The following is a 24,988-nucleotide window of genomic DNA, read 5'->3' as shown; positions in this document are numbered from 1 at the left end:
AATTTGAATGGGTAAAATGAGGGGATGCTCAACTTTTGCAGCAATAATCTTTATCTTTAATTATTTAGTTGGCTGCACAAATAATAGTGAAATATATAATGATATTGATGAAATCAAGATTGGAGTAACGGTATATAAAGAAGATGATAAGTTTATATCAACAATAACTAATAATATACTAGAGCTAGCTAAAAAGAAAGAAATAGAGGAAAATGTAAAAATAACAGTAGATATTTTAGATGCAAAAAGTAATTTAGCTAATCAATGTAATCAAGTTGATAAATTTATTTTAAATGATTATGATGTGATTTGTGTAAATATTGTTGATAGAACATCAGCTGCAACTATAATAGATAAAGCTAAAAATAGTAATACTCCGATTATATTTTTTAATAGAGAGCCAGTGGAAGAAGATATGAGAAGATGGAATGAAGTGTATTATGTTGGAGCTGAAGCTGAACAGTCAGGAGAGCTTCAAGGCAACTTAATAATTGATAAATATTATATGGATAAAGATTCTGTTGATAAAAATGGAGATGGTAAAATTCAATATGTGATGTTAGAAGGAGAGCATGGACATCAAGATACTGCTATAAGAACAGAATATAGTATTAAAACTATTGTTCAAAGTGGAATTGAAGTAGAAAAACTTGCTGATGATACGGCAAATTGGGAGTTTGCACAAGCAAAATCTAAGATGACTGGTTGGATAAAAGAATTCGGAAGTGAGATAGAAGTTGTATTTAGCAATAATGATGATATGGCTTTAGGTGCTGTTGATGCATTAAATGATGCTAAAATTTATGATGTGATAGTAGTAGGTGTAGATGGAGTTAAAGAGGCGTTACAAGCCGTGAAAAATGAAGAAATATTAGGAACTGTAATTAGTAATTCTATGGCTCAAGCTGAAGGGATTTTTAACATTGCGTATTTAAAAGCAATAAATGGAGATTTAAGCAATGTAGATGGATTAGAAGGTAAATATATAAAAACAAAGCATATAAAAGTAGATAAAGAAAATGTAGATTTATATTTAAATTAATTTTTGATAAGATAATTAATAATTATTGTTTACGTAAATGTGTTATAATGTTTTTAATAGTGGTTATGGAGGGATAATATGGAGATTTTTGAAAAGGTTTTAGGCGTTTTTAATAATAAAGAGATTATTTGTTATAGTATGTCAAACTCTAAAGGGGTAGAAGTTAGAGTTTTAAATTATGGTGGAATAATAACTGATATATTAATGCCAGATAGAAATAATAAAAGAGAGAATATAGTTCTTAAGTATAAGAATTGGGAAAGTTATATCGAAAATCCATCATATTTAGGTTCTTTAATAGGTAGAACTGGAGGCAGAATTTTCAATGCGGAAGTTGATTTAGGAGATAAAAAATTAGTTTTAAACAAAAATTATAATCCAAATCAAGGTCATGGAGGAAATGAAGGGTTTAATAAAAAGTTCTATGAAGTTAAATATGAAGCATTAGAAAATGAAGCATATATTGAGTTAAGTAGAGTTAGTCCTGATATGGAAGAAAATTATCCAGGAAATCTTAAAGTTAAAGTTAAATATATACTAACAGAGGATAATGAATTAAAGATAAGATATTACGCTAAAAGTGATAAAGATACATTAGTAAATATGACAAATCATAGCTATTTTAATTTAAGTGGAGATGGAAAAGAAAGCATACTAAATCACAACTTATATATAAATAGCAAAAGCATTGTTGAGTTGAATGATGTACAAGCACCAACAGGATTACTTATGTTTATAGAGGGGACAGAATATGATTTTACTTCAAGCAAGAAAATAGGAAAAGATATAGATGGTAATCATCCACAATTACTTCAAGGAAAAGGATATGATATTCCTTGGTATATTGAAGGAGGGGAAGGTCCAGATCTAGAACTTTATGATGAAAAGTCTGGAAGAGCATTGGAAGTTTATACAGATAGAAAGACTATAGTTGTATATACTCACAATTATCCTGATGATGAAATTTTAGAGAATGGTAAGTCTAGTCAGTGGAGATATGGAGTTGCAATAGAACCTCAAAATCCACCAATTGGGGTGAATTCTTGCTTTGTTGAAGATTCAATATTAAAACAAGATGAAGAATATATAAGCCAGACAATATACAAATTTGAAGTTAGGTAAAAATTAGTATGAGAATAAAATACTTTATTTAGATAATATTACAAAAAATATGCTTAATATTTGTAAATAGTGTATATGGATGAAAATGATTTCAGAGTGTAAAATTTAAGTATATTGAGAAAGAATAATGGAGGGGTTAAGAATGGCAAATTTATCATTAAAACATATTTATAAAGTTTATCAAGGAGATGTAACTGCGGTTAAAGACTTTAATCTTGAAATTGAAGATAAAGAGTTTATAGTTTTTGTTGGACCATCAGGATGTGGTAAGTCAACTACATTAAGAATGATTGCAGGATTAGAAGATATTTCACAAGGTGAATTATATATTGGAGATAAATTAGTAAATGATGTTGAACCAAAAGAAAGAGATATAGCAATGGTATTCCAAAACTATGCATTATATCCACATATGTCAGTTTACGACAATATGGCATTTGCATTAAAGTTAAGAAAAGTTCCAAAGGCTGAAATAGAAGAAAAGGTTCATGAAGCTGCAAAGATACTTGATATTGAACATTTATTAAAGAGAAAACCAAAGGCTTTATCAGGAGGTCAAAGACAAAGAGTTGCATTAGGAAGAGCGATTGTAAGAAATCCAAAGGTATTCTTAATGGACGAGCCTTTATCTAATCTTGATGCTAAACTAAGAGTTCAAATGAGAACAGAAATAATTAAATTATATAGAAAATTAGAAACTACATTTATATATGTAACTCATGACCAAGTAGAAGCTATGACAATGGGTACAAGAATAGTTGTTATGAAGGATGGGGTTATTCAACAAGTTGATACACCACAAAACATATACAATAATCCAGCAAATCTTTTTGTAGCAGGATTTATAGGAAGTCCTCAAATGAACTTCTTAAACGGAACTATCGAAAATGATGGCGATGGATTAGTAGCTGTATTTAATGGTAATAGAATAGATATTCCAGCTGATAAAGCTAAAGTATTAAAAGCTGATGGATATGTTGGTAAGGAAGTTATATTTGGAATAAGACCAGAGCATATAAGTGATAAAGATGAGTTAATCAAAGATAATCCTCATAGTGTTATAAATGGTAATGTTGAAGTAATTGAACTTATGGGTGCTGAAAGTTACATTTACACTAAATGTGGAGATAATAATATGAATGTAAGAGTTGAAGGAACAACTTCTTTAAAAATTGGACAAGAAGCTAAATTGTTCTTAGATGCTAATAAATTACATGTATTTAATAAAGAAACAGAATTAAAAATAGTTTAAGTAATTAGAAAGTAAGATTATATATTTTGTAATTATAAAAGGGTTGAGGTGATTTTGTGAAATTTATTGAAAAATTAGTAGATGATATTTATAAGAGTTCGAAAATTCCTTTTAATCTAAATATAGATGGATTTGGAATATATTCTACACCTCTTTTTGACAAATCACAGAATTACTTAACAAAGAATTTTAAATTTGAAAATACTAAATGCTGCATAAAAGTTAATGCAGCATTTAGTGCTATTTTAGATTTATTAATTTTTTGTATAAAAGATAAGTTAGAAGATGGATTTTTACATAAAAGAGATATAATATTATCATTACTAAAAGGTGAAGAAATAGAACCAGAGATATTAAAGGCAACTTTACCAGCACTTACTAAAGAATTTTATCTAGTTAGTATTTATGCGGAGAACAATATAGAAAGTATATACGATTATATTAAAGAATGTTATACTGATAGTGAAGTTGAGGTTGTAATTTATAAAGGAAATATTATAATTATAGGTGAGCTAGAAGATGCTAGAGATCATATGGAAAGTATAAAAGAAACTATTGACAATACATTTTCCGGGAAATATTATATTAGTTATTCTAAGGTTTTAGATTTAAACAAAATAAATAAAGAGTTTGAAGATAATATAGCTAAAATAGAGTTAGCTAAAAAATATAATTTTAATGAATCTATAATTGATGATAGAAATATGATATTTGAAGGTATAATAGATTCAGTTTCAGACTATGTAAAGGAAGATGTTTTTGAAAAAGTTAATAATGGATTTTTAAAATTAGATACTGAGATGATTAAGACGATAGAGGTATTTTTTAAATGTGGCCTTAATTTAAGTGATGCGGCAAAAGAACTATATATTCATAGAAATACTTTAATTTACAGGTTAGATAAAATTGAAAAATATACGTCTTATGATATAAGAGAATTTAATAATGCAGTAATATTTAAATTAGTTTTTTTCTTATGGAAGGAAAAAAAAACTAAAAATAGTTGAAAATGTTTGCAAATTATTTTATAATTGATATTGGAAACGATACCGAATTAAATGTAATTTATAGGGTATAAAATCACATATTTGTGGTTTTATACCTTAAACAAATAATATACCTAGTTAATTATAGAAAGAATAATATAAAAATTTTTAAAGAGTTTTGGAAACGGTGCCGAAATTATAGCTGAATTTTTATAAAAGGAGAAGAAAGATGAATATTAGAGATATCGCTAAGCTATCAGGTGTTGGCGTAAGTACAGTATCCCGTGTATTAAATAATCATCCTGATGTAAAAGAAAGTACACGGGAAAAGGTAATGCAAATTATAAAAGAAAGCAATTATATTCCAAATAATAGTGCGAGAATATTGAAGCAAAATAACACAAAAAATATTGGAGTGTTAATTAAAGGGGTTTTCAATCCGTTTTTCTCCGAAATGCTTAACGTAATAGGAAGTAAAATAAATGAGTCCAAGTATACTATGATTTTACAGCAAAATGACTATGGACTAGAAGAAGATGTTGATACATTAAAATATTTTATTAAGGAGAAAAGATTACAAGGAGTTATATGCCTAGGAGGAAATTTTGTGGACATCGATGAAGAGAGTTTTAGAAATATTGATGTACCAGTAGTTTTAACTTCTGTAAATACAGTAATTCCTAATATAGAAGACAAGTATTCTACTGTTGGAATTGATAACTTGAAATCAGCTTATGACGCAACAAATTATTTAATAAAATTAGGGCATAAAAATATAGCAATAATGTTAGGTGAAAAAAATGACCTTTGTATAAGTTGGTGGAGATATAAAGGGTACAAGAAGGCTTTAGAAGAAAGTAACATAGATGTTGATACAGAAAATATGTTAATAGGTAATTATGATACTAGAACAGCCTATAATGAGGCGAAAAGATTTTTACAGCAACATAATGGTGTAACTGCTATTTTTGCTATTTCTGATATTATGGCAGTTGGTGCAGCAAAGGCAGCAGCTGATTGTGGTTTAGTAGTAGGTAAAGATATAGCAATTATGGGGTTTGATGGGATGGATATAAGTGAATTTTATAATCCAGGAATAACTACTATGAAGCAACCTAAAGAAGAAATGGCATTAAAAAGTGTAGAGTTGTTATTTGCACTTTTAAGTGGAAAAGGTGAGCACAGACAAATTTTATTAGATACAGAATTAATTGAAAGAGAGTCTTGTAGTAGTATTTAATTAGATAATTATATGGTTATTAATTAGCCATAATAATATATAAATTGTATAAGCATTAAAATGAGAGGGATAGGTGGAAAAAATGAATAGAAGTGCTGGAGTAATAATGCATATATCATCTTTACCAGGAAAGTTTGGGATAGGAACTTTTGGACAAGAAGCTTATGATTATGCAGACTTTTTATATAAATCAGGGTTGAAGTATTGGCAAATATTGCCGCTTGGGCAGACGGGATATGGAGATTCTCCATATCAATCTTTTTCAGCTTTTGCAGGTAATCCATATTTTATAGATTTTGATTTACTAGCAAAAGATAATCTGTTAAGGGAAGATGAATATTTAAATGAAAATTATGGTGACAATAAGAATTATATAGATTATGGATTACTATTTAAAATAAAATATGAGGTATTAAGAAAAGCTTATAATAATTTTATAAATAATGAATCAAGTCACTTAAGAGAAGAGTTTGAAAAGTTTAGAGAAGAAAATAAATGGTGGCTTGAAGATTATGCACTATATATGGCAATTAAAAATCATTTTAACCTTGTAAGTTGGCAAGACTGGGATGATGACATTAAAAAAAGAGAAGTAGAAGCTTTGGAAAAATATAAGGTTTTACTTAAAGATAATATAGAGTATTGGGAGTTTATACAATACCTATTCTTTAAACAATGGAATGATTTAAAGAAATATGTTAATTCTAAAGGAATAAAAATAATTGGTGATATTCCTATATATGTAGCAGAAGATAGTGCTGATGTGTGGAGTAATCCAGAAAGTTATTTAATAGATAAAGAAACATTAAAACCTATAAGTGTTGCTGGATGTCCACCGGATGCCTTTTCAGCTACAGGTCAATTATGGGGAAATCCAATATATGATTGGGAATATATGGACAAGGAAGGTTATTCTTGGTGGATAAAGAGAGTTAGAGAAAGTTTGAAGTTATATGATGTTGTCAGAATAGATCACTTTAGAGGATTTGAAAGCTATTGGAAAATTCCTTATGGGGAAGAAACAGCTATTAATGGAGAATGGGTAAAAGGGCCAGGAATGAAATTATTTGATGCAGTAAAAGAAGCTTTAGGAGAAGTTAATGTAATTGCAGAAGATTTAGGTTTTTTAACTGTTGAAGTAAAAGAATTTTTAGAAGACTCAGGATTTCCAGGAATGAAGGTTTTACAATTTGCTTTTGATGAAAGAGAAGAAAGTAATTATCTTCCTCATACTTATAATAATAATTGTGTAGCTTATACAGGAACACACGATAATGATACATTCAGAGGATGGTATGACTTAACTGCTCCAAGAAATGATGTGAAGTATTGTAAAGAGTACTTAGCTCTATCTGATGAAGAAGGATATAATTGGGGATTCATAAGAGGAGTTTGGAGTAGTGTATCAGATCTTGCAATTGCAACAATGCAAGATTTCCTAGACCTTGGAAATGAAACAAGAATAAATATGCCTTCAACATTAGGTAATAACTGGAAATGGAGAATATCTGAAGGAAGTTACGATGATGAATTGGCAGAAAAAATATATAGATACACTAAAATGTATGGAAGATGTGAATAGTTAATAGTTTTAAAGCCAGCAATGCTGGCTTTTTATATTGCTTTTTTTATTGATTAGTAGAGAATATTTTTTAACGATTAACTTTTAACTAGTATTTTAGTTCTAAGATTACATAAAAAATAATATAATCTATTAGTTTAATAATGAGGTAGAGTATATGAATAAAAAGACTGTATATGAATTTTTTATAGGTTTATTAGCGTTACTATTAGCATTAATGTTAGTTATTGATATTTTTATTCCATTACCTAAAGAGGTAACATTAAGTTTCTATTATATAGAAAATATAGTTAGGCTTATTTTTATTGGAGACTATGTAGTAAGATTTGTTATATCAAAAGGTAAGAGAGAATTTATAAAAAATAACATGATTGATTTACTGTCAATAATACCACTTAGAGCTTATGTTAAAATAGCTGCAGTTATTAACTTAGCTTATATTATAGAACCTAATATTATAATAAAAATCTTTAAAATATTTATGCTAGGAATATTTTTTATAAAGTTTAAGGTAAAAACAAAAGAGGAGATTAGAACCAATAGAGTATATTATCTATTAATAATATCAACTACAATCATTGTTATAGGTGCTGTTATAATATCGCTTATTGAAGGAATATCTTTAGGAGATGCTTTATGGTGGAGTTTTGTAACTTTTACTACAGTAGGATATGGAGATGTTGTTTTAAAGACACAGTTAGGTAGAAGTATAGCTGTAATTCTTATGGTTTTTGGAGTTGGATTTATAGGAATAACATCAACAGCCATTGCTCTAAGAGTTTTAAATGGTGGGAAGAAGGAAAAAAATAATTCATATAAAAATAAAGTATTAGAAGGAATTAAATTAATGCTTGATAATTATGATAGTTTAAGTGATGAAGATATAGATAATATAGTGAAAATATTAAAATCATTAAGAGATAGATAAAGGTAAAATTTTGATTTAATATTTTAGGATTATATAATAGATAACAAGCAGATGTGGCGGAATAGGCAGACGTGCTACCTTGAGGGGGTAGTGAGAAGTTCTCATACGGGTTCAAGTCCCGTCATCTGCACCAAGAAAAAAGTATTTTACACATTATTTAGTTAGAGGTGAAATAAAAAATAGATTTGAAATTTAATATTGACATATCGAAGCAAATGTAAATATAATAATTTTATAATTTAATAGAGTTCGGATGAAGGTAGTGGGAGAGAGACAGATTATTGTCCGCCGAAGAAGCAAATCTTTCAGGTAACAGGACCGCTATTGGACGAGCCTCTGGAGAGACTCAAAGAGAGCACCGAAGGAGCAAGGTTTAAGTTTTATTAAACTCAAACTCTCAGGTAAAAGGACAGGGGATAGGATAGTTAAAAATTAAAAGTTAATAATTAATACTTAATGTGAAAGATTAGATAGACTAGATTTAAAAGTAATTTAAGCAAAGGTTTAGCCATTAATTATAAATTGTTAATTATAAATTATTAATGTATCTAAGTCTCCTCCGTAATTTTAAATTAGGAGGATTTTTTTATGGAAAAAATTTTATCAACTATCAACAATATTGTATGGGGAGTACCATTATTAGTTTTATTAGTGGGAACTGGAATTTATTTTACTTTTAAGTTAGGATTTATTCAAATAAGTAAATTAAAGTTAGCATTTAGGTATGTGTTTTCTAAAGATGAAAATGAAATAGAGGGCTTAGAAGGGGATGTTAGTAGTTTTGCAGCACTTTGTACAGCATTATCATCAACTATAGGCACAGGAAATATTGTTGGAGTAGCAACAGCAATTGTAGCAGGTGGACCAGGAGCAATCTTTTGGATGTGGATAGCAGCTTTTTTTGGTATGGCTACAAAGTATGCAGAAGGAGTGCTTGCTGTAAAGTATAGAGAGGTAGATTCAAATGGTCAAATGGCTGGTGGACCAATGTATTACATTGAAAAAGGACTTGGGTCAAAGTTTTTAGCAAAAGCTTTTGCAGTGTTTGGAGTTGGAGTTGCACTTTTGGGGATAGGTACTTTTGGGCAAGTTAAGTCAATTGCAGATGCAGCAAAGCTAAGCTTTAATGTTCCTATAATAGTAACAGCTATAATTCTTACAACAATAGTATCTTTAGTAACATTAGGTGGAATAAAGAGAATTTCAAAGGTATCAGAAGCTATTGTACCATTTATGGCAATAATGTATATAGTAGGAGTTTTAATGGTATTAGCTGTTAATATTAAATTAATACCAGAAACCATTATGTTAATTATAGAAAGTGCATTTAATCCTAGAGCTGCCTTTGGAGGAGTTGCTGGTATTACAATTCTTATGGTTATGCAAAGGGGAATTGGAAGAGGTGTATTTTCAAATGAGGCAGGATTAGGAAGTGCGCCTATTGCAGCAGCAGCAGCTAAAACTAAAGAACCTGTAAGACAAGGTTTGATATCAATGACAGGAACGTTTATTGATACAATAGTGATATGTACGTTAACAGGATTAGCAATAGTTATAACTAAGTCATATAATATTGGCTTAGATGGTGCAGCAGTAACTACTTCAGCTTTTAGCTCAGCATTACCTATATTTAATATAGGGAAATATATTGTTAATATAGGGCTCATATTTTTTGCATTTACTACTATAATTGGATGGAATTATTATGGTGAAAGATGCATTCAGTATTTATATGGAGTTAATGCTATCAGGCCATATAAAGTTGTTTTTATTATTCTTGTTGCAATAGGACCATTTTTACCTTTAGATATAATTTTTATTATAGCTGATATTTGTAATGGTCTTATGGCGTTACCAAATTTAGTGGGGCTTATAGGGTTAAGGAAGATAGTAATTAATGAAACAAGAGATTTTTTTAATTTAGAAAATAATAAAGATAAGGTAGAAGTAGATTTAGAAAGGTAAAACATAAGAATTTCTTAATAAATATATGAGATATTCTTAATAGTTTTATCATATATTTATTATGTGAGGTGATTATGTGAATGAAAAACTTATATATAATGGTATAAATAACTATGGATATAAAACAACAAAAAAGAAGGTTAAATTGTATCCATTTATAGTTGTAATTATATTTACTGCTTTAATACTGTTTGGAAGAAATATATTCTTTACTAGAACAGATTTCGATACTTTAGGTTACGATAAAATAAAATATTATATAGATGTGACAGATAATGTTAGTGAAGGAAAAGCTCAAGTAAACTGGCAAGAAGTTGCGGCTATAAATGAAGTGCTTAATGATGGTAAAGAAGATGAACTTGTTTCAAAGATAGCAAAAGTGTTTTTGAAAAATGGTGAAAATGGTGAATATACATTATTTACTGTTGATGAGGTTTTAGAAAGATTAAAAGTAAATAATGAAGAAGAAGAGAAGGTAAAAGCTTTTCTAAATGAAATAAATGATAATACTTTATATAAGGATTTATATAAAGATGAAGCTAAAATGACATTTATTAACGAAATATATCCAGCAGCTTTAGATAATTATTATAATTATGGTATTTTACCATCTATAACAATGGCACAAGCTATATTAGAATCTGGATGGGGAGAGTCTGAGTTAGCATTAGAACATAATAATATATTTGGAATAAAAGCAGATAGTCGTTGGGATGGAGCTATTGCAACTATGACAACAAAAGAAAATTATGATGATATTATAGAGGCGAATTTTAGAAAGTATGATAATATTCTTCAATCCATAGCAGATCATGGTGAATTCTTGAATGAAAATGAAAGATATAGGGTGAATGGTTTGTTTGATGGAAAAGAATATAAAAGCCAAGCACAGGCTTTAGAAAATGCAGGTTATAGTACAGCGGAAGATGAGAACGGAGAAAAAATATATGCAGATAAACTTATTAATGTTATACAAAAATATAACCTAATGATTTTTGATTCCAAAGCAAAAAGTGGCTTGTAAAAGCCACTTTTTTTGCAGTACTAAGAAGTTAGTAAGTTGTTTTAAAAGAACGTTCGTTAGAAACTATATCTTTCTTTTTAATTGAATAATCATCAATTCGTATAAATCTATTTCCTTTACTGATTATTGAAATATATTTATCTACAGATTTTTCATCACCTTGTACTTCAAGTTCAACCATACCGTTATCCAAGTTTCGAACCCAACCAGTTAATGAAAGCGAAGTTGCATTCATTTGGCAAAAAAACCTACATCCTACACCTTGGACTCTTCCATCTAGAATTACATGGTATCTTATCATAGCATCCTCCGTTTTTATTAATATTTATTATTAATTATACCATAAAAAATGATAAAAGATATTAGTGAAGATATTAAGAAAAGTTTGTACGTTTCAAATTTCAAAGAAATTGATAAAATACAAATTAACTTTAGATTGCTAGGGTTAAAATAAAAAAGAAGCGAAAAATTCGCTTCTTTTTTATTGTGACAATACTTCTGTAAAAGCATCCTCATATAATTTTAATGTACTTTTGTCTAGATCAACAAATAATACACATTTATCTAATACTTCATCTGAAGGATATGCAGCAGGATTATTTTTTGTTTCATCATCTAATAGATCGAATGCAGCTTTATTTGGAGTTGAATATCCTATATAATCAACATTTTCTTTAGCATTTTGAGGATCACATAAGAAGTTTATAAATGCTTCAGCGCCTGCTTTATTAGGAGCATCTTTAGGTATTACTAAAGCATCAACCCATTTATTTGAACCTTCTTCAGGAATAGCATAAGCTAAATCAGGATTAGAAGCCATACAGTATATTGCATCTCCAGACCATACAGTAGCAAGAGCTTTTTCTCCAGATATCATATTATCTTTAACTTCATCATTTACATATATAGGATTAGTTAAAGATAACTGTTCTATTAAAGCCTTTTTAGCATCTTCTATTTGAGATGGGTCAGTAGTATTTATTGAATATCCATCTTTTAAGAAAGCAACAGCTAAAGCATCTCTAAGAGAGTTGAACATATATATTTCATCATTATATTTAGTATCCCATAATATATCCCAGCTAGTTACAGGATCTGTAACTCTAGTTGTATCATATAATATACCAACAGTTCCCCACATATATGGTACAGAATATTCATTGTTTGGATCATAAGATAAATCCTTAAACTCTGGGTTTATATATTGATAATTAGGTATATTATTAAAATCTATCTTTTCAGCAAGACCTTCATTAATCATTTTTTGAACCATGTAGTCTGATGGTACAACTAAATCGTAAGTACCTGGATTAGTTTTTACCTTTTGATACATTATTTCATTAGTATCGTAAGTATCGTAGTTAACTTTGATTCCAGTCTCTTTCTGAAATTTTTGAATTAATGCTTCATCAATGTAGTCCCCAACATTAAAGAAGTTTATAGTTCCATTTTCTCCAACATTACTATTTCCGCAGCCAGTAAAAAGAGAAGCTGTTAGAACAGTAGCAGCTGCAAGAGCACTTAGTTTTTTAATTTTTTTCAACCTTACCACCTCTTGAAGTAAATTCTTTTCTATTAACAATTAATAATAAAATTAATACTGTTACAAACATAAGCGTAGATAACGCATTTATTGAAGGGTTAATTCCTTTTCTAGCCATAGAGTAAATTTCAATTGATAGGTTAGTTACTCCAGGACCTGTAGTAAAGAAACTTATTACAAAGTCATCTATAGACATTGTAAATGCCATAAGAAGTCCAGCGAATATACCAGGTTTAATTTGTGGTAATATTATTTTTCTCATAGCATATCCAGGCGTTGCGCCTAAATCTAATGCAGCATCTGTTATATTTGCAGGCATTTGCTTTAATTTAGGTAGTACTGATAATATTACGTAAGGTATATTGAAAGTAATATGAGCTAATAACATCGTTAAAAAACCAAATTCTATATTTAATAATGGTTTAAGGAATATAAATAAACTCATAAGTGATATACCAGTAACTATATCTGGATTTAAAACTGGTAAGTAGTTTATATTAAGCAGTGTTTTTTTAGGAAGTCCTTTCATTCTATGAATTCCTATAGCTGCAAGAGTCCCTATAATTGTTGCTATTATTGATGCAACTACCGCAATTATTAGAGTATACTTTAATGCATTCATTATTCTTGCATTTTGAAATAACTCACTATACCATCTAAGAGTAAAGCCATTCCATTTACCCATAGATTTAGAATCATTAAAGGAGAAAACCATTAATGTTATTATTGGTGTATATAAAAAGATAAATATTAAAATAAGATAAAATCTCTTTATAAAAGATTCAAGTTTTTTTACCATAACATGCTTCCTCCTCCTTCTTTATCGTCAGAACTTTCAAATAGGTTCATAATACCCATTGAAATTAAGATTATAATCATCATAAATATAGCTATGGCAGAACCGAAGTTCCAGTCACCCATAGTAGTGTATTGCTGTTCTATTAAATTTCCTAGTAGCATGTATTGACCACCACCAAGAAGTCTTGATATTACGAAAGTTGAAACAGCAGGCATAAAGACCATTGTTATTCCAGATATAACACCTGGCATACTTAATGGGAATATTATTTTTGTAAATACTTTTACTCTATTTGCACCAAGATCGGATGCTGCATTTATTAAATCCTTATCCATTTTTGTAAGAACAGTGTATATAGGAAGTACCATAAATGGAAGGAAATTATAAATCATACCAAGAAGTACTGCAAAATCATTGTATAGAAGATTGATTCTACCAACACCTATAAAAGCAAGGAAATTATTTATAATTCCGTTTTTTCCTAAGATAGGGAGCCATGCATAAGTTCTAAGTAGAAAGTTCATCCACATTGGAACTATAAAAAGCATTATAAGCATATCACGTTTACCAGGTCTCATCTTAGAAATTAAATATGCTACAGGATATCCAAGGATTAAACAACCTATAGTAGCTTTAAGAGCAAGCCAGATACTTCTTTTAAAGACTGTAAAGTAATTTGGATCTAATAATCTCTGAAAATTTTCTAGTGAAAATTTATAACCATCTGAAGTACTTACTGTGAAACTGAAGAATATTACTATTAAAAGTGGAATTACAATAAATAGTGAACTCCAAACAATATAAGGTGCTGCTGGAAGTATACTTTTTCCATTGTTTTTTTTCATGATTATTCAGACACCTTTCTCATTATGTGGATAGCTTCAGGATCAATATTTAATCCTACCATACTATCAACTACAGCAGATTTTGTGTTATGTATTATCCATTTTTGATTTTTTTCTTCAACTTCAATTTCATAATGTACACCTTTAAAGGTTACTGTATTAACTTTACCTTGTAACATTCCACTTTCAGGAGATGTTATTTCAATATCTTCTGGTCTTATTACTACATCAATTTTTTCATTTTTATCAAATCCTGCATCAACACATTGGAATATAACATTAGAAAACTCAACTTTATAGTCTTCAAGCATAATTCCATCTAAAATGTTACTTTCACCTATGAAGTCTGCAACGAAAGCATTAGCTGGTTCATTATAAATGTCTTCAGGTGAACCCATTTGTTGGATTACCCCTTTATTCATTACTACGATAGTATCTGACATAGTCAATGCTTCTTCTTGGTCATGAGTGACGAAGATAAATGTTATTCCAAGCTCTTGTTGAATTTTCTTAAGCTCAATTTGCATTTCTTTTCTAAGCTTTAAGTCAAGAGCACCAAGTGGTTCATCTAATAATAAAACTTCAGGTTCATTTACTAAAGCTCTAGCTATAGCAACTCTTTGCTGTTGACCACCACTTAATGATTCAACAGATCTTTTTTCAAAACCTTCAAGAGCAACTAGTTTTAGCATTTCTTTAACCTTTTTATCAATCTCATTTTTAGGAAGCTTCTTTATTTTTAAACCAAAAGCTATGTTTTCATATATATTCATATGAGGAAATAAAGCGTACTTTTGGAATACTGTATTTAACTTTCTTTTATATGGAGGAAGATTTGTGATGTTTTCATCTGCAAATAGAACCACACCTTCATCAGCATTTTCGAAACCTGCTATTATTTTAAGTGTTGTTGTTTTACCACAACCACTAGGTCCTAAAAGAGTTAAAAATTCATTTTTCTTTATATTTAATGAAAGGTTATTTAAAACTTTATTCTCTCCGTATGTTTTAGAAATTTCTTTTAATTCAATAATGTTTTGACTCAAAATAAAACACCTCTTTCTTAATGCTAAAATGATGGTGGAGTACTAATCCAAATCACCTTTGCTGGAGTTTTTCCAGAGTTGGAAATATAGTGATTTGATCTTGGTTTAAAGTAAAAACTTTCACCTTTCTTTACTTTAAATTTCTTTTTACCAAGATGTAGGGTAATACTTCCAGATAAAACATACCCAAACTCTTCACCTTCATGAGGTTCTTCTTCTATATATTGCCCATTAGGTTCAAGAGTTATCATAATTGGTTCCATTTCGTTTTTTTGAGCATTTGGCACCAACCACATAAGACTATATTTTAATTCTTCATTTTCTGTTTCAAACATATCTTCGTATGTATATGTAATTTTTTCTTCTTTATCATCGCTAAAAAATTCTTTAAGGTTTGTCCCTAATATTTCTAGAATATCTATTAGGGTAGCGATAGATGGTGATGTTAAATCATTTTCAAGTTGAGAAATAAATCCTTTTGAAAGTTCACATCTATTAGCTAGCTCCTCTTGTGTAAGACCTTTCTCGATTCGCATTCGCTTGATTTTTTCACCTATCTCCATATTTTCACCTCCTACTACAAAAAAGTTTAGTAACTATTACTAAACTAAAGGTTTAAAATTACTAAACAAACAAATAGTATTATATATATAATGTGGAAGAAAAGCAATGTTTTTGTTAAAAAAAAATTAAAAAAATATCAATGAAAAACGTTGAGTTGAAAGGGTTTAATGGAATATGAGGTATTTGGAGTTTAAAAATATTGCATTAAAAGTTTAGTATAACTAAGAAAAAGAAAAAAGTGTTAAAAATCGGGAATAATGATATTATCAAAATGTCAAGTAAAAATCAAAGTTATATAGTTAAAAGGAAAAAAATGTTGTTTAGGTAGAATTAACAGCAAGAAATATCGTGGGAATAAATTACATTAACAAAAGGTGATAAAAAGTGTATAATTTTGATATATATAAACAAAAATATATGGATATTAATGTGAAAAGTTAATTGAACTAATATATTTATCAGGAGGTTGAAAATGATAAAGGGAAAAATACATTCCATAGAAAGTATGGGATTAGTTGATGGGCCAGGAATTAGAGTAGTTGTGTTTATGCAAGGATGTGCATTGAGATGTAAATATTGTCATAATCCTGATACTTGGTCAGGTGAAGGAGAATTACTTATGACTCCTGAAGAATTAATAAATAAGGTTTCAAGATTTAGAAGTTATTTTGAAAGATCTGGAGGAGGAATAACATTTTCAGGGGGAGATCCTTTAAGACAACCAGAATTTTTAATAGAAGCATTAAAATTATGTAAGGACAAGAATATACATACTACGTTAGATACTTCTGGAGTTGGTTTTGGAAATTATGAAGAAATATTAAAATATGTTGATTTAGTACTTTTTGATGTTAAACATCTTACTAAAGAAGGATATAAGGATCTAGCAGGTAGTGATATTGATGAAAGTTTAAAATTCTTAGAAGCTTGCAAAAAGTGTGGTACTAAGTTGTGGATAAGACAAGTTGTAGTTCCAGGTATTACAGATAGTGAAGAGTATATTAGGAATCTTGGGGATTTCATAAGAACTCTTGAAAATGTTGAAAAGGTAGAATTATTACCATATCATCTTTTAGGTATAAGTAAGTATGAAACTATGGGAATAAAATATAGACTAGAAGGAATTCCAGCTATGGATAAGGAAAAATGTAAGGAATTATATAAATTTTTATAATTGTATTGTAAAAGGAGATGTACGATAAGTACATCTCTTTTTTTATAAATAAGTATATTTTTTATTATATCCGTAATTATTAAAAATATAAATGATACTTTGTATATAGTTATTATAAAATATTGTAAACATTTAGTGTGAAATGTAGAAATATATAAGAAAAAACAAATGTAAAATAATGGAAAATAAAGCTGTAAAGAATTATAATTTTACTAGAGGTGAAATATATGAAAAGTAAAATTAAAATGATTTATAGAAGTATTTTTTTTGTTATTGTAATAGGCTTAATCGGAATAATTATTTATAAAGATATAAACAGAAGTGAAAATAAGAATATAGCGACTTACTCAGATGAAGCAACTAATTATAATTCAAATGAAACTAATGATGAAACTATTAAGTTTGATGAAGAAATAATAAAAAAAGATGAAATAGAAGACGAACGAATTGAAACTATAGAAATAATGGCTGTAGGAGATTTGTTAATGCATATAGATATTGTACAAGCTATGTATGATTGGAGTAACGATACTTATAATTTTGATTATAATTTTGAATTAATAAAAGATTATTTAAGCAAAGCTGATTTAACTATAGCAAACTTAGAGACTACTTTAGCAGGAGAAGAAAGTGGATACTCAGGATATCCTTGTTTTAACACTCCAGATGAATTAGCAGATTCATTAAAAAAATCTGGAGTAGATATAATTAGTAATATGAGTAACCATTCACTAGATAAAGGAGAATATGGTTTTATCCGTACTAGAGAAGTGTTAAAAGAAAAAGGTTTTGATGTTATAGGAACAAGAGATAGCGAAAAAGACTCAAGATATATTATAAAAGAAGTGAAAGATATAAAAGTTGGAATTACAGCCTATGGATACACTACAGATGCTTATGAGGAAGCTAGAGGATTAAATGGAATACCTATTCCTGATAATTTATATAGCTTAATGAATACTTTTAATCCATATGATTTAGACAATGACCTTTTAGAAATGAAAAAGGAAATAGATAAAATGAAAGATGATGGGGTAGATGTAATAGTATTTTATATGCATTGGGGAGAAGAATATCAGTTAGAACCAAATGAAAGTCAACTAACAATAGCACAGTTTTTGGCTAATGAAGGTGTTGATATAATTTTCGGAGACCATCCGCATACAATTCAACCTATAGATATTCTAGAATCAGATGACGGTAACCATAGTACTGCGGTAATATATTCCCTAGGAAATTTTATATCTAGTCAGAGAACAGAAAGTATAGGTAACCCTTATACTGAAGATGGATTAATGGTATCTGTTAATATAACTAAGAATTTTAAAACTGGCGAAGTTACAGTTGATGTACCGCAATATATCCCTACATGGGTAAAGTTAAATATCTTTAATGGAAATTATTGTTATCAGGTAGTTCCAGCTACGGAGAATGAAGCTGATTATTTGGATTACTATCAAACTATAAGAGTAGATGAATCCTTTGATAGAACATTTGGAATTGTAGAAAGTTATAATGATAGTATAGAAGTGTGGAGTGGTAATTAAATAAATTGCTGAGAAATTTAGGAAAAGGCTTGACTTAATTTAAAAAGAAAAAGGTTACTGACGTGACAGGGAAAACATTGATTGTGGCAATAGTGCAAAGTATATATTAGTACTTTTAGCTATTACTTAAGTTAACTTTTCCCTACTACGATAGTAGCCTTTTTATTTCCATGTATTTGACTTTTTACCTGTGAGCTTTGCGAACAGCATTTTAAAAGTATGTATAACTTAAGGTGATTAGCTATTTAGTTGGTTTGAAAAAAATCCAGGTTTAATAAGTTTCTTTTTCATACCCTCTATAACAAGTAAATATACCGCAGCTGTATCGAATCTAGCATCATGGTAATTTCCACTTCCTTGGAATAATTCATCAGCTTTAGCTGCTATTGTTTCATCAGAAATTCCTAAAAAGTTTATAACTTCAGAAAGTTTAGGGTTTTTAATACCATTTCCATTAGCAGATGGTATATTACATATAGGTTTATAATAAGCCATAGTACAGAAAGTTCTTTTTGGTTCCCAATTGGTATCTATCATGCCAGCTTGATAAAGTGAGTCTACTTCATGTTTTAAGAATTTAACATCAAATTGAACATTATGACCTATTACAAAGTCAGCATCAAAGAAGTCTTTCATAAATTCTTGGATTTGATCAAAAAATTCAAGACCATCTGATAATTCATATAATTTTTCTAAAGAAAATCCATGAATAGCTTCAGCACCTTCATCCATTTCATCAACTGTAAAGAAAAAATTCTTACCTATAGTAGTTTGTGGTTTAGTTGAAGTATCTACAGTTATATAACTTAATTGGCATATATTACCTGGTTTTACGCTAGTAGTTTCAGTATCGAAAAAAAGTAATTTCATTATTTCCTCCAAAATAAAAAGATATATGTTTAATAATATCATATATCTTTTTAAAAACAAATAAGAAACTCCTAAAAGAAGTTTCTTATAAATCTTATTTTAATTCAGCAGAAATTATATTTAAAAGCTCAATACAAGTTTCTTTTGTTTTGTTATTTAAATCTAATTCTGGATTATACTCAACAAAATCTATAGATTTAACCAAGCTTGTACCTAAAATTGATTTAAGAAGTTTTTTACTTTCTTCAAAAGTTAAGCCATTTTCTACTGGAGTACCAGTGCCGGGAACATATTCAGGATCTAAACAGTCTATATCATAAGAAAGATGAATATTTTTTATATTATTTTCTTTAATCATAGATAGTAAATCAGCGATAATTTGATCTAAATTACCATTTTGTATATCATCTATATTCCAAACATTTATTTTAAGTTTTTCTATCAATTCAACTTCACCTTGATCTAAGTCTCTACATGCTATAATAAATACATTTTCAGGTTTAACTTTAAAATCATCAAAAAAAATTGAAGTTAATTTTTCATAACCAATCCCCATAGATGCAGCTAATGGCATTCCGTGAATATTGCCAGAAGGAGAAGTTGTTTCTGTATTAATATCTCCATGAGCATCTATCCATATTACGCCTAAATCATTACCGTAATATTTACTTGAACCTGCAATTGAGCCTAAAGCTAATGAATGATCACCGCCAATAATAAAAGGTAAAGTGTTGTTTGTTAATGCTTCATATACTTTAGAGGCAAGTCTATTATTTGCATCAACTACTTGTTTTAAATATTTTAATTTATCATTTTCTAAGAACTTGTCCTTTGACTCTATATAATCCACATCAATGTTACCTAAATCAGTAACATAATGATTCTTTCCTAATATTTTATCAAGGTTGTTTTCTCTTAAAATGTCAGGTCCCTTTTCTACACCGGGTCTATCGCAACCATAAAAAAGAGGCATTCCAATAATACTTATATCCATAAAAAACCTCCAATAAACAACTTATTTTTTAAAACAATAAATATATATTAATACTTAAAGTTTTAGAAGTAAACAATAATTTAAAAAATATAGTAATTTATCCGTAATAATATATTCCTTATACTAATATTCTGCCCATTAAAATATTAAGAAAACGATAGAAAATTAAGAAATTTAGGATTTTTTTTCCGATTAAAAATGGCTAAATAATATTTTTTAAATCGATAAATGTAAAATTTATAAAGAATTCATATTGTTATTAAGTTTTTTTGTGAAAAATGTGATAATATATACTAAGAATATAATAAATACTTTAATTTGTTCACAAAATAATTATGAAGAAAAGTAAAAAGTAAAAAGTTTCAAAATTATAATTAATACGTAAATTTATAGTTATTAATTATGGAGGTTTAATAATGAGTGAAGATAATACAGTTAAAAGAAGGCAGAATAAAGATAAGAGAAAAAAGTGGTCAAATAGGAAGAAAATAATTGTATCTACTATATCTGTTTTAATAGCAATTATTATGCTTTTATTAGGCGGATATCTTTATGTCAGAGGTAAAATATATAGTAATGATAATTCTAATTCTATAAAAGATAGTGAGTATCAAGAAGTACCTGGAATAACCAATGTATTGCTTATTGGTACAGATGCAAGGACTTTAGATGAACAGTCAAGATCAGATTCTATAATAATTGCGACTTTAGATAATAATACTAAAAAAATTAAATTAACATCATTATTTAGAGATACCTTAGTAAATATTCCTGGGTATGGAGAGCAAAAGTTAAATGCAGCTTATGCTTTAGGTGGTCCAAGTTTACTTTTAGAGACTATAAATGATACATACGATATACATATAGATAAATATGTAGTAATTAATTTCTGGGGATTTGAAGCTATAATAGATCAAATTGGTGGAATAGAAGTTGATGTAAAAGATTATCAACTTGAAGAACTTAATAAGTACATTGGAGAATCTACTGGCGGAAATGATTGTCCAGTAACGCAAACAGGATTGCAAGTTTTAAATGGAAAACAAGCATTATCTTATGCAAGAATAAGATACAATACAGGTGATGAGTTTGAAAGAACTGCTAGACAACAAGAAGTTTTAATGAAGGTAGCAGAGAAGCTTAGGGAAACAAAACCAAGTAAATATCTTGGAATAATGAATAAAATGTTAGATTATATAAAAACTAACATTGATCCACTGCAAGCTTTAAATATGGCTTATACAATATATAAATTCCCTTCTTTAGTTACAGAACAATTACAAATACCAACGCCAGAACTTGCTGAGGGAAGATTGTATAAGGATTTAGGATGGGTATTCTTAATGGATGGAGAGCAAAATGCTCAAATTCTTCATGATTTCATATATAATGATAAAATTCCTAATCCTGATGAATTTGATTACTATTCTTTATATCAAAAGTTAGCTCAATATGCTGCAGATGAAGATATATATAATAGTCAAAATGGAATAAATCCAGAAGATTATGAAAATATTGATCAAGATTTACCAAAACAAGAGGAAATAACAAAACCGCCAGTTGAAGAAAAGCCTATAGAACAACCAGGTGGAAGCACAGAGCAACCAAGTGAAGGTACGGAGCAACCGGGTGGAAGTACAGAACAACCAGGTGGAGGCACAGAGCAACCAAGTGAAGGTACAGAACAACCAGGTGGAAGTACAGAGCAACCAGGTGAAGGCACAGAGAAACCAGATGAAGGTATAGAGAAACCAGGTGAAGGCACAGAACAACCTGTAGATGGAACTGATAAACCTGTAAATGCAACAGATCCAGTTCAACCAGAAGATATATCACAAGAACAACCACAGACATAAGAAGATTAAGTATATTGTAATAGTAAATGGAGATAGGTATTTATCTCCATTTTTTATTAAAAATTTATTAATAATATAAAAAAATAATTAATATATGATATAATAACTTTAAAACAATAAGAACACGAGGTGAAAAGATGGGTTCATTTAGAGGGATATTACTAAATATTATACTTAGTATTCCAGCAGTTATGATTGCATTTACTGCACAAGGATATGGAAAAGCTTTTGTTGCTGATAGATTGGGCGATAAAACTCCTAGATTTCAAGGTAGACTAACGCTAAACCCAGTAGCACATTTAGATCCTATAGGATTCTTAATGATACTTTTAGTTGGATTTGGTTGGACAAAACCGGTAGAGACAAATCCAAGTGCTTTTAAAAGAGGTTATAAAGATTCAATTAAGGTTGCAATAGCACCACCTTTAGCGAATTTGATAGTAGGTTTTTTAGGGGCAATAATATATGTTTTATTTAATAAGTTGTTTATGTGGCTTCCTGGCAGTATATTTGTTGTAATAGCAGGAATGTTAGGAGCTATAGTTACAGTAAATGTTGGGCTAGCTATATTTACGCTACTTCCACTTCCTGGCTTAGCTGGATTTGATATATTTAGAGCAATATCACCAAAGAATTTTTATAAGTATGCGGATAAAATATATCAATATCAGTTAATAATATTAATGTTAGTTATAGTGCTTGGTAGAGGAATACTATCAATGGTTTCTTCATATATAATTAACTTCTTTTTATATATTGTAAGCTTTATATTTAGCTTTATATAATAAAAAAGTAAGTAGTTTAAATGCCCTTATGTTTTAATAAGGGCATTTAATTTTTACTTACTTTTTACGTATTATTAAATCTCTATCGTATACTTCTCTAAAGAAATCTCTAGCTCTTAATGCTTGATGAATTTCTACATCTAAATTAAGTGGTGAAGATAGGAGAATAATAACTTCTTCATCATTAAGTGTTACTTCAACATCTTTAACAGAAGAAACTAGGCTTCTATCTAATCCTTCTGCAATCTTTAATAAAGCTCCAATTTCATATATAGCTTTTAAATCAAGCTTATTGATTATAGATGAGAATTGAGGAACTGGTATTTGATAATTATTAAATCTATGTGATGCGGCAATAGCAGCGCTCATTAATAACTCTTTATGATTTAGAACATTTATATAAGAGTTAAGAATTATATAAAAAGAATGTTTATGATGCTGTAAATAATTAATACTTATACCACAATCATGAAGTAGTGAACTAGTTTTTAATATATTTAAATAATTATCATCTAAGTGATGTAATGGTTTTAAAGCGTTAAATAAATCTAAAGTTATTTTATAAACTTGATTAGCGTGATCGATATTGCAGTTTAATGAATGTAGTATACCATATAAACTATAGTCTAATATATCATGAATTACATCATAATTATTATCTAGGAATTCATAAAGTATACCTTCTCTTAATGAATGATTAGATATCTTTATATATCTTGAGCTCACTAAATCAGAAATATTATGGAATATTGCTAAAGAAGTAAATATTGTATCAGCCATATCTTGCTCAAGACCCTCTATCTTACGACGTTGTCTTAAATCTTTAGATTTTACCATGTTATAAAGTTCATGTATTTCATTATCTAATAATTCATAGTTATTAAAATTATCAAAAGGATAACGTCTACGTTTTTTATCTATTTTAGCTATATTACGACCTACATCTCCTATAAGAATTATCGACTCAAAAGAATTATTTAACCAATCAACATCTTTTAAGTGATTACTTATGAAAGAATTACATTCATCTATAGAATCAGATAAAATTCTATCGTTTAATCCATAATTATATGTTAAATTAATATTACCAAAAGGTAGTACTGACCATTCTTCGATATTACCATCTTTAACCCAGGTTAAATTTGTTGAAGTACCAGTTATTTCAACAACAAGAGAGTTTTCTACATTTAGGCTTTTTACTATTCCTAAATAGTTATAATATATTTCTTCTTTTGGAGTTAATATTCTTAAGTCTAAATCGAAGTTATCCTTAAGTGATTTAACTATGATTTCGTTGTCACAAATTTGGTTGAATGAATTTGTTGCTATAGCAATTATATTCGAAGTGCCACTAGCTAGACATAAAGACTCGTAAGTTTTTAATGTGGAAATTATATAATGCAATTTTTCATTACATACCTTACAAGTATTATTTAAATTGTAGCAAATCTTCATTGGGGTTTTTAATTCATCTACAACTCTGAAATACCCGATTTCTTCAATTTCTGCAAGTACAAGTCTAAGTGAACTTGAACTTATATGAATAATTCCAATTTTAACCATAACGCACCTTTTCTTATCTCATTAAATTTATATATTACATTATCTTATTGTACATTTAATTTTATATAAGTTCAAATAAAAATTTATGATTTATTGACAAAAAATCTTTTTATTAGTTATAATAAAATGAAAAAAGAAATTCTATGAAGAGGAAAAGTACTTTAGTTAAGTCTTAAAGCGAGTGAACGATGGTGTAAGGTTCATAAGATATATTAAAGGAAATAGAGCCTTGGAGAAGTTTACCGAATTAAGTAGGATAAA

At 28.5% G+C, this 24,988-nt stretch carries 22 protein-coding genes, 1 tRNA gene, 2 riboswitches and 1 other annotated feature (1 of these 26 only partly in view); of the genes, 14 read left to right on the top strand and 9 right to left on the bottom strand.

Going from position 1 to position 24,988, the window contains the following annotated elements; translation table 11 throughout:
- Nucleotides 1–7: 7 nt before the first annotated feature.
- The 10 genes from LQE93_RS08175 to LQE93_RS16880 all read left to right on the top strand — a co-directional run bounded on the left by LQE93_RS08175 (nucleotide 8) and on the right by LQE93_RS16880 (nucleotide 11,141).
- Nucleotides 8–1,042, top strand: coding sequence for a galactose ABC transporter substrate-binding protein (locus LQE93_RS08175; protein WP_055267496.1), 1,035 nt, complete (start codon nucleotides 8–10; stop codon nucleotides 1,040–1,042).
- A gap of 78 nt (nucleotides 1,043–1,120) precedes the next feature.
- The gene (locus tag LQE93_RS08170; protein ID WP_231072949.1) at nucleotides 1,121–2,164 is read left to right on the top strand and encodes an aldose epimerase family protein; all 1,044 of its coding nucleotides are present in this window, start codon (nucleotides 1,121–1,123) and stop codon (nucleotides 2,162–2,164) included.
- A 142-nt stretch (nucleotides 2,165–2,306) separates the two neighbouring features.
- On the top strand, nucleotides 2,307–3,416 hold the full coding sequence (locus LQE93_RS08165) for an ABC transporter ATP-binding protein (protein ID WP_055267499.1): 1,110 nt from the start codon (nucleotides 2,307–2,309) through the stop codon (nucleotides 3,414–3,416).
- 56 nt (nucleotides 3,417–3,472) lie between these two features.
- Nucleotides 3,473–4,423: a PucR family transcriptional regulator gene (locus LQE93_RS16885; RefSeq protein ID WP_055267501.1), complete on the top strand. Its 951-nt coding sequence runs from the start codon at nucleotides 3,473–3,475 to the stop codon at nucleotides 4,421–4,423.
- 208 nt (nucleotides 4,424–4,631) lie between these two features.
- The gene (locus tag LQE93_RS08155) at nucleotides 4,632–5,642 is read left to right on the top strand and encodes a LacI family DNA-binding transcriptional regulator (RefSeq protein ID WP_055267503.1); all 1,011 of its coding nucleotides are present in this window, start codon (nucleotides 4,632–4,634) and stop codon (nucleotides 5,640–5,642) included.
- A gap of 82 nt (nucleotides 5,643–5,724) precedes the next feature.
- Nucleotides 5,725–7,224: a 4-alpha-glucanotransferase gene (malQ, locus tag LQE93_RS08150; protein ID WP_231072966.1), complete on the top strand. Its 1,500-nt coding sequence runs from the start codon at nucleotides 5,725–5,727 to the stop codon at nucleotides 7,222–7,224.
- A gap of 157 nt (nucleotides 7,225–7,381) precedes the next feature.
- Nucleotides 7,382–8,152, top strand: a complete 771-nt coding sequence (locus LQE93_RS08145) for a potassium channel family protein (RefSeq protein ID WP_231072947.1) — start codon at nucleotides 7,382–7,384, stop codon at nucleotides 8,150–8,152.
- Nucleotides 8,153–8,199: 47 nt separating this feature from the next.
- A tRNA-Leu gene (locus LQE93_RS08140) sits at nucleotides 8,200–8,285 on the top strand.
- Nucleotides 8,286–8,405: 120 nt separating this feature from the next.
- A riboswitch (glycine riboswitch) is annotated at nucleotides 8,406–8,483 on the top strand.
- Between the two features lie 2 nt (nucleotides 8,484–8,485).
- Nucleotides 8,486–8,568, top strand: a riboswitch (glycine riboswitch).
- 172 nt (nucleotides 8,569–8,740) lie between these two features.
- Nucleotides 8,741–10,117 (top strand): alanine/glycine:cation symporter family protein, encoded by a 1,377-nt coding sequence (locus tag LQE93_RS08135; protein ID WP_055267510.1) that lies wholly within the window; start codon nucleotides 8,741–8,743, stop codon nucleotides 10,115–10,117.
- 76 nt (nucleotides 10,118–10,193) lie between these two features.
- Nucleotides 10,194–11,141 (top strand): glycoside hydrolase family 73 protein, encoded by a 948-nt coding sequence (locus LQE93_RS16880; RefSeq protein ID WP_084759040.1) that lies wholly within the window; start codon nucleotides 10,194–10,196, stop codon nucleotides 11,139–11,141.
- Between the two features lie 28 nt (nucleotides 11,142–11,169).
- Here the strand turns inward: LQE93_RS16880 and LQE93_RS08125 are convergent, their stop codons facing one another.
- The 6 genes from LQE93_RS08125 to LQE93_RS08100 form a co-directional block, all read right to left on the bottom strand.
- A complete protein-coding gene (locus tag LQE93_RS08125) occupies nucleotides 11,170–11,442 on the bottom strand; it encodes an acylphosphatase (protein ID WP_055267512.1) in 273 nt (90 codons plus the stop codon).
- A gap of 180 nt (nucleotides 11,443–11,622) precedes the next feature.
- Nucleotides 11,623–12,684 (bottom strand): ABC transporter substrate-binding protein, encoded by a 1,062-nt coding sequence (locus tag LQE93_RS08120; protein ID WP_231072945.1) that lies wholly within the window; start codon nucleotides 12,682–12,684, stop codon nucleotides 11,623–11,625.
- Nucleotides 12,671–13,483, bottom strand: coding sequence for an ABC transporter permease (locus LQE93_RS08115; protein ID WP_055267516.1), 813 nt, complete (start codon nucleotides 13,481–13,483; stop codon nucleotides 12,671–12,673). The genes LQE93_RS08120 and LQE93_RS08115 overlap by 14 nt, the downstream gene beginning before the upstream one ends.
- The gene (locus tag LQE93_RS08110) at nucleotides 13,477–14,328 is read right to left on the bottom strand and encodes an ABC transporter permease (RefSeq protein ID WP_055267518.1); all 852 of its coding nucleotides are present in this window, start codon (nucleotides 14,326–14,328) and stop codon (nucleotides 13,477–13,479) included. The genes LQE93_RS08115 and LQE93_RS08110 overlap by 7 nt, the downstream gene beginning before the upstream one ends.
- Before the next feature lie 2 nt (nucleotides 14,329–14,330).
- A complete protein-coding gene (gene potA / locus LQE93_RS08105; protein ID WP_055267520.1) occupies nucleotides 14,331–15,374 on the bottom strand; it encodes a spermidine/putrescine ABC transporter ATP-binding protein in 1,044 nt (347 codons plus the stop codon).
- A 23-nt stretch (nucleotides 15,375–15,397) separates the two neighbouring features.
- The gene (locus tag LQE93_RS08100; RefSeq protein ID WP_055267522.1) at nucleotides 15,398–15,937 is read right to left on the bottom strand and encodes a helix-turn-helix domain-containing protein; all 540 of its coding nucleotides are present in this window, start codon (nucleotides 15,935–15,937) and stop codon (nucleotides 15,398–15,400) included.
- 473 nt (nucleotides 15,938–16,410) lie between these two features.
- On the opposite strand from LQE93_RS08100, the gene pflA reads away from it, so the two are divergent.
- Together pflA and LQE93_RS08090 are read left to right on the top strand one after the other, a co-directional pair.
- Nucleotides 16,411–17,112, top strand: coding sequence for a pyruvate formate-lyase-activating protein (gene pflA, locus LQE93_RS08095; protein WP_055267524.1), 702 nt, complete (start codon nucleotides 16,411–16,413; stop codon nucleotides 17,110–17,112).
- 227 nt (nucleotides 17,113–17,339) lie between these two features.
- A complete protein-coding gene (locus LQE93_RS08090; protein WP_231072943.1) occupies nucleotides 17,340–18,659 on the top strand; it encodes a CapA family protein in 1,320 nt (439 codons plus the stop codon).
- 237 nt (nucleotides 18,660–18,896) lie between these two features.
- Here the strand turns inward: LQE93_RS08090 and LQE93_RS08085 are convergent, their stop codons facing one another.
- Together LQE93_RS08085 and rocF are read right to left on the bottom strand one after the other, a co-directional pair.
- Nucleotides 18,897–19,529, bottom strand: coding sequence for a 3'-5' exonuclease (locus LQE93_RS08085; RefSeq protein ID WP_055267528.1), 633 nt, complete (start codon nucleotides 19,527–19,529; stop codon nucleotides 18,897–18,899).
- Nucleotides 19,530–19,623: 94 nt separating this feature from the next.
- Nucleotides 19,624–20,523, bottom strand: coding sequence for an arginase (gene rocF, locus LQE93_RS08080; RefSeq protein ID WP_055267530.1), 900 nt, complete (start codon nucleotides 20,521–20,523; stop codon nucleotides 19,624–19,626).
- Between the two features lie 416 nt (nucleotides 20,524–20,939).
- Here rocF and LQE93_RS08075 point away from each other — a divergent pair, with 416 nt between their 5' ends.
- Together LQE93_RS08075 and LQE93_RS08070 are read left to right on the top strand one after the other, a co-directional pair.
- Nucleotides 20,940–22,379 (top strand): LCP family protein, encoded by a 1,440-nt coding sequence (locus tag LQE93_RS08075; RefSeq protein ID WP_055267532.1) that lies wholly within the window; start codon nucleotides 20,940–20,942, stop codon nucleotides 22,377–22,379.
- A gap of 137 nt (nucleotides 22,380–22,516) precedes the next feature.
- Nucleotides 22,517–23,164, top strand: a complete 648-nt coding sequence (locus LQE93_RS08070) for a site-2 protease family protein (RefSeq protein ID WP_055267534.1) — start codon at nucleotides 22,517–22,519, stop codon at nucleotides 23,162–23,164.
- Between the two features lie 57 nt (nucleotides 23,165–23,221).
- Here the strand turns inward: LQE93_RS08070 and LQE93_RS08065 are convergent, their stop codons facing one another.
- On the bottom strand, nucleotides 23,222–24,727 hold the full coding sequence (locus LQE93_RS08065) for a Ppx/GppA phosphatase family protein (RefSeq protein ID WP_186838883.1): 1,506 nt from the start codon (nucleotides 24,725–24,727) through the stop codon (nucleotides 23,222–23,224).
- A 134-nt stretch (nucleotides 24,728–24,861) separates the two neighbouring features.
- Nucleotides 24,862–24,988: a binding site (T-box leader), on the top strand (it continues 82 nt past the right edge of the window).

It is taken from the genome of Clostridium sp. NSJ-145 (assembly GCF_021044725.1).
Classification (GTDB): Bacteria; Bacillota; Clostridia; order Clostridiales; family Clostridiaceae; genus Clostridium; species Clostridium disporicum_B.
The sequence above is the reverse complement of the archived record's forward strand: the minus strand, read 5'-3'. Positions and strand labels throughout refer to the sequence as shown.

Excerpts from the sequence above, each read along its gene's own strand:
- LQE93_RS08065 (WP_186838883.1), bottom strand. The coding sequence starts at position 24,727 with ATGGTTAAAATTGGAATTATTCATATAAGTTCAAGTTCACTTAGACTT.
- LQE93_RS08175 (WP_055267496.1), top strand. The coding sequence starts at position 8 with ATGGGTAAAATGAGGGGATGCTCAACTTTTGCAGCAATAATCTTTATC.
- LQE93_RS08135 (WP_055267510.1), top strand. The coding sequence starts at position 8,741 with ATGGAAAAAATTTTATCAACTATCAACAATATTGTATGGGGAGTACCA.
- LQE93_RS08100 (WP_055267522.1), bottom strand. The coding sequence starts at position 15,937 with ATGGAGATAGGTGAAAAAATCAAGCGAATGCGAATCGAGAAAGGTCTT.
- LQE93_RS08070 (WP_055267534.1), top strand. The coding sequence starts at position 22,517 with ATGGGTTCATTTAGAGGGATATTACTAAATATTATACTTAGTATTCCA.
- rocF (WP_055267530.1), bottom strand. The coding sequence starts at position 20,523 with ATGGATATAAGTATTATTGGAATGCCTCTTTTTTATGGTTGCGATAGA.
- LQE93_RS08165 (WP_055267499.1), top strand. The coding sequence starts at position 2,307 with ATGGCAAATTTATCATTAAAACATATTTATAAAGTTTATCAAGGAGAT.
- LQE93_RS08075 (WP_055267532.1), top strand. The coding sequence starts at position 20,940 with ATGAGTGAAGATAATACAGTTAAAAGAAGGCAGAATAAAGATAAGAGA.
- LQE93_RS08170 (WP_231072949.1), top strand. The coding sequence starts at position 1,121 with ATGGAGATTTTTGAAAAGGTTTTAGGCGTTTTTAATAATAAAGAGATT.
- pflA (WP_055267524.1), top strand. The coding sequence starts at position 16,411 with ATGATAAAGGGAAAAATACATTCCATAGAAAGTATGGGATTAGTTGAT.
- malQ (WP_231072966.1), top strand. The coding sequence starts at position 5,725 with ATGAATAGAAGTGCTGGAGTAATAATGCATATATCATCTTTACCAGGA.
- LQE93_RS08085 (WP_055267528.1), bottom strand. The coding sequence starts at position 19,529 with ATGAAATTACTTTTTTTCGATACTGAAACTACTAGCGTAAAACCAGGT.
- LQE93_RS08125 (WP_055267512.1), bottom strand. The coding sequence starts at position 11,442 with ATGATAAGATACCATGTAATTCTAGATGGAAGAGTCCAAGGTGTAGGA.
- LQE93_RS08155 (WP_055267503.1), top strand. The coding sequence starts at position 4,632 with ATGAATATTAGAGATATCGCTAAGCTATCAGGTGTTGGCGTAAGTACA.
- LQE93_RS08115 (WP_055267516.1), bottom strand. The coding sequence starts at position 13,483 with ATGGTAAAAAAACTTGAATCTTTTATAAAGAGATTTTATCTTATTTTA.
- LQE93_RS08110 (WP_055267518.1), bottom strand. The coding sequence starts at position 14,328 with ATGAAAAAAAACAATGGAAAAAGTATACTTCCAGCAGCACCTTATATT.
- LQE93_RS08090 (WP_231072943.1), top strand. The coding sequence starts at position 17,340 with ATGAAAAGTAAAATTAAAATGATTTATAGAAGTATTTTTTTTGTTATT.
- LQE93_RS08145 (WP_231072947.1), top strand. The coding sequence starts at position 7,382 with ATGAATAAAAAGACTGTATATGAATTTTTTATAGGTTTATTAGCGTTA.